The sequence below is a fragment of the Streptomyces niveiscabiei genome, assembly GCF_001419795.1.
In the GTDB taxonomy this organism is placed as follows: Bacteria; Actinomycetota; Actinomycetes; order Streptomycetales; family Streptomycetaceae; genus Streptomyces; species Streptomyces niveiscabiei.
The window spans coordinates 1-7146 of record NZ_LIRL01000929.1 but is presented as its reverse complement, the minus strand read 5'-3'; the positions used below and the strand labels follow the sequence as shown (position 1 = coordinate 7146).

Genomic DNA, 7146 nt, shown 5'->3' with positions numbered 1-7146 from the left:
GGGGGCGCTGGGCGCGCGGCTCGCGTTCGGGAACGCGCCGGGCGGCGGGGCCGTCGCGACGCTGACGCTGCCGTCGGGGCCGTCCCCGACTGGCGCAACCTGAAGGGCAGTACACCCCTTTTCACCCCTACCGTGGCGTTAGTCGGCTAATACCCGGCCGGACCGACCCTTCTTCCGGAGGAACCGCCATGCGCCCCACCCTCACCCGCCTCGGCATAACCGGCGCCACCGCCGCCCTCGCGCTCGCCGCCGCCGTCGTACCGGCCGCAGCGAACAACGACTGGGACGGCGGCGGCCCCCGGGACCACGGAGGACACGGTGGTCACCACCACCACGACAACCCGCGCCTGTACAAGGGCGTCGTGACCGCGAACGGCGGACTCGTGCTGCGCAGCGCGCCGAACCGGGGCAGCGCTGTCATCCGCGTAGCTCCCCAGGGTGAGGTGGTGACGATCTTCTGCAAGACGCCGGGCCAGCCGATCCAGGGCAACCCCCTGTGGTACCTGCTCACCGACGGCACCTGGGCCTGGGGTGCCGCACGCTACATCGACAACATCGGCCCGGCGCCGCGCTGGTGCTAGCCCCGGGCTCACGAGGAGCACCATTTGGGTAGGTTCCGGACATGACGAGCGCCGGTATCGGTATCCGGGCCGGCACGGCCGCCGCCGAAGCGGCCGGACGGCTCCCCCGGCGCCGTGGCGTCGAACTCTGCCTGCTCGTCGTCGCCGTCCTGCTCTGCGTGTCGGGCTACTGCGCCGTGGGCCTGGCGAGGACCGGCTCGATCCCGCCCGGCGCCGCCACGCACGGCGCCGGGCTCGGCGCGCTCGCCCTGTGCGCGCACCTCGCGGTACGGCTGCGCGCCCCGTACGCCGACCCGCTGCTGCTGCCGATCGGCGTCCTGCTCAACGGCATCGGCCTGGTCCTCATCCACCGCCTCGACCTGGAGACCCCGGGCGAACACGCGGCCCCGGCCCAACTCGTCTGGTCCGCCTCGGGAGTTGCCCTCTTCACCCTCGTGGTCCTGGCGCTGCGCGACCACCGGGTCCTGAAGCGGTACGCGTACGTCAGTGTCGCCGCCGCCCTCGCGCTGCTGACGCTGCCGGTGCTGTTCCCGGCCGTCAACGGGGCCCGGATCTGGATCAGGATCGCCGGATTCTCCATCCAGCCGGGGGAGTTCGCGAAGGTGCTGCTGGCGGTGTTCTTCGCGGCCTACCTCGCGGACAACCGCACGGCGCTCGCGTACGCGGGCCGCCGGATCTGGTTCATGCAGCTTCCGACAGGCCGTGTCCTGGGGCCGATCGTGGCGATCTGGCTCATCAGTGTCGGCGTCCTGATCCTCGAACGCGACCTGGGCACCTCGCTGTTGTTCTTCGGCCTGTTCGTGGTGATGCTGTACGTCGCGACCGGCCGCACCGGCTGGATCGCCGTCGGCCTGCTGCTCGCGGCGTTCGGGGCGGTCGCCGTCAGCGCGCTCGAACCCCACGTGCACAGCCGCGTCGAGGACTGGCTGCACCCGTTCGCGTCGATCGACGCGGGCCTCGGACCCGGCCAACTCGCCCAGTCCCTCTTCGCGTTCTCGGCGGGCGGCGTCCTCGGCACCGGCCTCGGGCTCGGCCACTCCGTCCTGATCGGCTTCGCCGCGAAGTCCGACTTCATCCTCGCGACGGCCGGCGAGGAGCTGGGGCTCGCGGGCCTGTCGGCGCTGTTCGTCCTCTACGGCCTGCTGGTGGAGCGGGGTTACCGCGCGGGCCTCGCGCTGCGCGACCCGTTCGGCCGCCTGCTGGCCGTCGGGCTCGCCTCGATCGTCGCACTCCAGGTGTTCGTCATCGCGGGCGGCGTGACCGGGCTGATCCCGCTCACGGGGATGGCGATGCCGTTCCTCGCGCAGGGCGGCTCCTCGGTCGTCACGAACTGGGCGATCGTCGCGCTGCTGATCCGGCTGAGCCACGCGGCACGGAAGGGGACCGTCCGGTGACGAGGACGCTAACCCCGGTGAGCGGGAAGGGTAGTTCGGTGCGAACGAAGAGCCAGGAGGGGTCGCTGAAGAGCGACCTCCGCATGACCCGGCACATCCGGCACGCCGCCGTCTTCTCCTGCCTCCTCCTGCTCGCCCTCCTGGTCAACGCGGCCCGCGTCCAGGTCGTCCAGTCCCCCACGTACGACGGCAACCCGGCCAACCGCCGCGCGGACATCGCCCGTTACGCGAAACCGCGCGGCGACATCCTGGTCGACGGCTCCCCGGTCACCGGCTCCCGGGACACCAGGGAGCAGCTCCGCTACGAACGCACGTACCGGGACGGCCCGTTGTACGCGCCGGTGACGGGGTTCTCCTCGCAGCGGTACGGGACGACGCTCCTGGAGCACAGCGAGGACCCCGTCCTCTCGGGCGCCGACCCGTCGTTGTCGTCGTTCCCCCTCATCGACGGCGTCACCCGGGCCCGCCCGGCCGGGGGCCAGGTCGTGACGACCCTCAACCGCCGTGCGCAGCGGGCGGCTTACGAGGGTCTCGGCGGCCGGAAGGGCGCGGTCGCGGCCGTCGAGCCGTCCACGGGGCGGGTGTTGGCGCTGGTGTCGACCCCGTCGTACGACCCTGCCGCGCTCTCCGGGAACGGGGCCGCCGTGCGCCGGGCCTGGGCGCGGCTGAACGCCGATCCCGATCAGCCGATGCTCAACAGGGCGGTGCGGCAGACGTATCCGCCGGGGTCGACCTTCAAAGTGGTCACCGCTGCTGCCGCGTTGGACGCGGGGATCGTCAACGACCTTGACGCGGCGACCGATTCGCCCGCGCCCTACACGCTGCCGGGGACGACGACGAGTCTCACCAACGAGGGGTCGGGGTGCGAGGACGCGCCGCTGCGGGCCGCCTTCCAGTGGTCCTGCAACACCGTGTTCGCGAAGCTCGGGGTGCGGGTGGGGGTGCGGGACATGGTGGCGACGGCGGAGGCGTTCGGGTTCAACGACCCCGGTGTGCGCATCCCGTTCGCGGTCGTGCCGTCCACCTTCGACCGGACCGTGGACCAGGCGCAGTTGGCGCTGTCGTCCATCGGGCAGTACAACACGCGGGCCACGCCGCTCCAGATGGCGACAGTCGCGGCGGCCGTCGCCAACGGGGGGCAGGTGCGCACGCCGTACCTCGTCGAGCGGACGACGCGGAAGGGGGGCGCGACCGTCTCGGCCTCCGGTTCCCGTCCGGCCCGTCAGGCCATGTATCCCTCGACGGCCTTGCGGCTGCGGGAACTCATGGAGGACGTCGTGCGCGAGGGGACCGGGACCAACGCGGCGATCCCCGGCGCGGTCGTCGGCGGCAAGACCGGCACCGCACAGCACGGCGTCGGCAACTCCGGTACGCCGTATGCCTGGTTCGTGTCCTGGGCGCGGGGCGAGCGGGACATCGAGCCCCGGGTGGCGGTCGCCGTCGTCGTCGAGGACGGGTCGGCCGACCGGGGCGACATCAGCGGCGGGGACGTCGCGGCCCCGATCGCGCGGGCCGTGATGGAGGCCGTGCTCACTTCGTGAGACGGGGGGTGTTCCGGGGTACGGCTCCCGACCTACCGTTCGGTCATGACCTCCTACGAACTCGCCCAGGTGAACATCTCCCGCCTCAAGTTCCCTTTGGACTCACCGGAGTTGAAGGACTTCGTCGACGCGCTGGAGCCGGTCAACGCGGACGCCGACGCGGCGCGGGGGTTCGTGTGGCGGTTGCAGTCGGACGGCGGGGACGCTACCGACATCCAGGTCTTCGGGGACGAGTGGCTCATCGTCAACATGTCGGTGTGGCAGGACACGGACGCGCTGACCGCGTTCATGTACCAAGGGCAGCACCGGGAGTTGCTCCAGCGACGACGTGAGTGGTTCGAGAAGGTCGTGGAGGCGATGACGGTGCTGTGGTGGGTGCCCGCCGGGCACCGGCCGACGGTCGCCGAGGCGGAGGCGCGGCTGCTGCACCTGCGGGCGAACGGGCCGACGCCGTACGCGTTCACGCTGCGGACGTCGTTCGCGGCGGGGGCGCACGAGTCGGTGGCGCGGGAGGTGCCGGAGGAGTTGGGGTGCGGGGTGTGAGGGTGGCGGGTGGTGCGGCGTAGGTACCCGGTACTACCCGGGTAGGCCGCCCGTACCACCCCCGTACCTCAGAGCGGCTGGCGTGTCTCCTCGCGGACCTTCAGCGTCGTCTTCGCCGCCGCCTTCATGTCGATGTCCTCGGCCTTCTGGGTGAGGGTCTGGGGTGAGACCTCGGCGACGGTGGCGCCCGTGTTGCCGTCGACCCATGCGCAGACGGGGTACATCAGCTTCGTCCCGAGCTGTTCCTGGGCGACGATCTCGCAGGTGATCGTCGTGTCGGCGCCGGGGAGGTCGAAGTCCTGGGGCCGGACGACGACGGTCGCGTTGTCGGCCTCGCCGACGCCCTTCATCATGGCGGCGCGGGAGGCGGCGGTGTCCTTGAAGCGTCCGTACATGCCGGAGATGACCAGGCTGCCCTTGGTCTGGTCGCCGCCGACATCGTACTGGCCGACCTTCGCCTTCACGTCGCGCGCGTTCCAGGCGCCGCTCTCGCGCTCGATCTGCTGACCCAGCGTGCCGGACATGTCCTGGGCGAACCGGTACTTCCCGTCGAGGAGTGTCTTCGGCAGCGTCAGCTGGTACTTGGCCTCTGGGAACCCCTTGTCGGAGCCGCCGACGACGATGAGGGAGACGACGGCGACCGCGAGCAGGACGAGGACGGAGCCGATGATGCCGAGGACGATGCCGGTGCGGCGCCTGCGCGGGGGCGGCGGCATCGAGCCGGGGGCGCCCCAGGGCTGCTGGCCGTAGGGGGGCATGCCGGGCTGCTGGCCGTACGGGGTACCGGGGTAGGGGGTACCCGGGTAGGGGGTCTGCTGCGGCTGCCCGTAGGGGGTCCCGTACGCGGGCTGCCCGTACGGGCCCGGCGCGGTGGGCGGCTGCTGACCGTACGGGTTCGGCTGCTGCGGGCCGTACGGGCCCTGGGGCGGCGGAGGCGTGGACACGCCAGAACCGTACTCCACCTGGGGGACAGCCCCGGACCGGGGATGTACGGGTACCCCATGGGACGTAGACGGGTAGTCAACAAGTACTGCACGGGGGATTGACGGCCTTGCTGACAAGCAGTCTCATAAGTGCCATGACGACCCTCACAGAGACCGACGCCGTCGACGGTCTGCGGGACGCCCTCGGGCTGCTCAAGGACCGCGAGCAGGTGGCCGAGCGCCTCCTCGCCTCCTCGGCGAAGCACTCGTTCGACCCGGACAAGGAACTCGACTGGGACGCGCCCTTCGAGGACGGCAAGTGGTTCTGGCCGCCGGAGCTGCTGTCGCTGTACGACACCCCGATGTGGCGGCGGATGAGCGAGGAGCAGCGCATCCTGCTCTCCCGGCACGAGGCCGCCGCGCTCGCCTCGCTCGGCATCTGGTTCGAGCTGATCCTGATGCAGCTGCTGGTGCGGCACATCTACGACAAGGCGGCGACGAGCGCGCACGTGCGGTACGCGCTCACCGAGATCGAGGACGAGTGCCGGCACTCCAAGATGTTCGCGCGCCTCGTCACCCGGAGCGACACCCCCTGGTACCCCGTGAGCCGCGCGCACCACACCCTCGGGCGGGTCTTCAAGACCATCTCCACGACGCCGGGTTCGTTCACCGCGACGCTCCTCGGGGAGGAGGTCCTCGACTGGATGCAGCGCCTCACGTTCCCCGACGAGCGCGTGCAGCCGCTGCTCCGGGGGGTGACGCGGATCCACGTCGTCGAGGAGGCCCGCCATGTGCGGTACGCCCGCGAGGAGTTGCGGCGCCAGATGCTCACCGCTCCGCGCTGGTCGCAGGAGTTCACGCGCGTGACGTCCGGGGAGTTCGCGCGGGTGTTCTCCGTCGCCTTCGTCAACCCCGAGGTGTACACCAACGTCGGGCTCGACCGGCGGGAGGCCGTCCGGCAGGTACGGGCCAGCGGGCACCGGCGTGAGGTCATGCAGAAGGGCGCCGGGCGGCTGACCGAGTTCCTCGACGACATCGGCGTACTGCGGGGTGTCGGGCGGCGGCTGTGGCGGTCCTCCGGGCTGCTGGCCTGAGGGTTCGCCGTCGTACCTGGGGGTTCGCCGTCTAATACCTGAGGGGGACAAACGGTTACGCTGCACGTCATGCCGCCCCCCGCCGTACCCGCCTACCGTCGCCTCAGTGTCGAGGAGCGGCGCAGTCAGCTGCTCGACTCCGCGCTCACGCTCTTCGCGCACCGGGCTCCCGAGGACGTCTCCCTCGACGACGTCGCCGAGGCGGCGGGGGTGTCACGGCCGCTGGTCTACCGGTACTTCCCCGGCGGGAAGCAGCAACTGTACGAAGCGGCTCTGCGGTCCGCCGCCGAGGAGCTCCAGCAGTGCTTCGACGAGCCCCGGGAAGGGCCGGTCCTCGCGCGGCTCGGGCGGGCGCTCGACCGGTATCTCGGGTTCGTCGACGGGCACGACACCGGGTTCAGCGCCTTGTTGCAGGGCGGGAGCGTGGTGGAGACCTCGCGGACGACGGCCACCGTGGACGAGGTGCGCCGGGCCGCCGCCGAGCACATCTACCGGCACCTGGACGTCGTCGACCCCGGGCCCCGGCTGCGGATGACGGTGCGGATGTGGATCACGGCCGTGGAGGCGGCGTCGCTGATCTGGCTGGACGAGGGGAAGGAGCCCGCCGCGCCGGAGCTGCGGGACTGGCTGGTGGAGCAGTTCGTGGCGGTGCTCACGGTGACGGCGGGGCGGGACGCGGAGACGGCGGCGGTGCTGGAGGGAGTCGCGGAGCGGGAGTGACCGTGCCGCGCCGGATGCCCTCGGTCCGCGTGTGGCCGAGACTGGTGCCGTGAAGAGCCAGAACACTCCCTTCGAGGGCGGGCCCATGGACGGGCGTTCCCTCCCCGTCCTCCTCGGGCCCACCGGTCATCCGCCGAAGACGTACCGCATCCCCGTGCCCGACAGCGCGGGCGGGCCGCCGACCGTGCTCGTCTATCGGCGGGCGCCCCGGGGGCACAGCAAGCGGCTGGGGGTGCCCACCGGGTGGAAGTACACGTACGACCCCGACGGCAAGGGCGGTTCGCCGAAGCCTCGGTGGCCCTGGTCGAAGCCGGAGAAGCCGGAGAAGGGGGCCGGGGAGGGACCTACGG

At 71.7% G+C, this 7146-nt stretch carries 8 protein-coding genes; 7 read left to right on the top strand and 1 reads right to left on the bottom strand.

The features are described from left to right. The first annotated feature begins 188 nt into the window (after positions 1–188). The 4 genes from AOK24_RS37175 (at position 189) to AOK24_RS37160 (ending at position 4059) form a co-directional block, all read left to right on the top strand. Positions 189–581: an SH3 domain-containing protein gene (locus AOK24_RS37175; RefSeq protein ID WP_055724359.1), complete on the top strand. Its 393-nt coding sequence runs from the start codon at positions 189–191 to the stop codon at positions 579–581. Positions 582–622: 41 nt separating this feature from the next. Continuing rightward, positions 623–1975 carry an FtsW/RodA/SpoVE family cell cycle protein gene (locus AOK24_RS37170; RefSeq protein ID WP_055724358.1) on the top strand — a complete coding sequence of 451 codons (1353 nt, stop codon included), beginning with the start codon at positions 623–625 and terminating at the stop codon, positions 1973–1975. Between the two features lie 83 nt (positions 1976–2058). Then, a complete protein-coding gene (locus tag AOK24_RS37165; RefSeq protein ID WP_055724360.1) occupies positions 2059–3516 on the top strand; it encodes a peptidoglycan D,D-transpeptidase FtsI family protein in 1458 nt (485 codons plus the stop codon). 45 nt (positions 3517–3561) lie between these two features. Continuing rightward, positions 3562–4059, top strand: coding sequence for a DUF3291 domain-containing protein (locus tag AOK24_RS37160; RefSeq protein WP_055724357.1), 498 nt, complete (start codon positions 3562–3564; stop codon positions 4057–4059). 68 nt (positions 4060–4127) lie between these two features. Here the strand turns inward: AOK24_RS37160 and AOK24_RS37155 are convergent, their stop codons facing one another. Then, the gene (locus AOK24_RS37155; protein WP_055724356.1) at positions 4128–5003 is read right to left on the bottom strand and encodes a hypothetical protein; all 876 of its coding nucleotides are present in this window, start codon (positions 5001–5003) and stop codon (positions 4128–4130) included. A 134-nt stretch (positions 5004–5137) separates the two neighbouring features. Between AOK24_RS37155 and AOK24_RS37150 the strand changes: the two genes are divergently transcribed. The 3 genes from AOK24_RS37150 to AOK24_RS37140 all read left to right on the top strand — a co-directional run. Then, a complete protein-coding gene (locus AOK24_RS37150) occupies positions 5138–6076 on the top strand; it encodes an AurF N-oxygenase family protein (protein WP_055724355.1) in 939 nt (312 codons plus the stop codon). A 69-nt stretch (positions 6077–6145) separates the two neighbouring features. Beyond that, positions 6146–6796 carry a TetR/AcrR family transcriptional regulator gene (locus AOK24_RS37145; RefSeq protein WP_055724354.1) on the top strand — a complete coding sequence of 217 codons (651 nt, stop codon included), beginning with the start codon at positions 6146–6148 and terminating at the stop codon, positions 6794–6796. A gap of 49 nt (positions 6797–6845) precedes the next feature. Next, the coding region (locus tag AOK24_RS37140) for a hypothetical protein (RefSeq protein WP_055724353.1) at positions 6846–7146 on the top strand (301 nt) is incomplete at its 3' end.

Bases quoted from the DNA above. Each gene is read 5' to 3' on its own strand.
- AOK24_RS37175 (WP_055724359.1), top strand. From the start codon at position 189: ATGCGCCCCACCCTCACCCGCCTCGGCATAACCGGCGCCACCGCCGCC.
- AOK24_RS37170 (WP_055724358.1), top strand. From the start codon at position 623: ATGACGAGCGCCGGTATCGGTATCCGGGCCGGCACGGCCGCCGCCGAA.
- AOK24_RS37165 (WP_055724360.1), top strand. From the start codon at position 2,059: ATGACCCGGCACATCCGGCACGCCGCCGTCTTCTCCTGCCTCCTCCTG.
- AOK24_RS37160 (WP_055724357.1), top strand. From the start codon at position 3,562: ATGACCTCCTACGAACTCGCCCAGGTGAACATCTCCCGCCTCAAGTTC.
- AOK24_RS37150 (WP_055724355.1), top strand. From the start codon at position 5,138: ATGACGACCCTCACAGAGACCGACGCCGTCGACGGTCTGCGGGACGCC.
- AOK24_RS37145 (WP_055724354.1), top strand. From the start codon at position 6,146: ATGCCGCCCCCCGCCGTACCCGCCTACCGTCGCCTCAGTGTCGAGGAG.